Source organism: Streptococcus pseudopneumoniae, from assembly GCF_001072925.1.
Taxonomy (GTDB): domain Bacteria; phylum Bacillota; class Bacilli; order Lactobacillales; family Streptococcaceae; genus Streptococcus; species Streptococcus pseudopneumoniae_Q.
The window spans coordinates 1-502 of record NZ_JVHE01000076.1 but is presented as its reverse complement, the minus strand read 5'-3'; the positions used below and the strand labels follow the sequence as shown (position 1 = coordinate 502).

Here is a 502-nt window from a genome sequence, read left to right as displayed (position 1 = left end):
CATAGGAATTATGGAGCCTATTTTGTTGTAGAAAAAAAGTCCCATAAGACCTATAATGAAAAGCGACCAAACCATCATTAGAAAGAATCTTATGGAACAATTAAATTTTATCACAAACTTACTCGGAATTAAAGACAAGAACATCAAAATCTTGGATTATCTTGATGCTGGAACTCATAAAGAAGTCATCGCTAAGCTAGATTATCCTGCTCCTAAGTGTCATCACTGCCTAGGGCAAATGACTAAATATGACTTCCAGAAAGAATCTAAAATCCCCTATCTAGAGTGTGCAGGCTATAAGACACTCATTCGATTGAGAAAACGCCGTTTCCGTTGTAAAGTCTGCGGGAAAATAGCTGTCGCAGAGACTTCCTTAGTCAAAAAGAATCACCAAATCGCGACCATCGTCAACCAGAAAATCACTCAAAAATTAATCGAGAAAGTCCCTATGACGGCTATCGCAGAAAGTCTATCTGTCTCTACTTCGACAGTCATTCGTAAA

1 protein-coding gene is annotated in these 502 nt (G+C 38.0%); it reads left to right on the top strand.

Translation table 11 applies throughout. From position 1 onward, the window contains the following. Nucleotides 1-91: 91 nt before the first annotated feature. On the top strand, nucleotides 92-502 hold a 411-nt coding region (locus tag ADH81_RS04275; protein ID WP_161800921.1), incomplete at its 3' end, for a transposase family protein.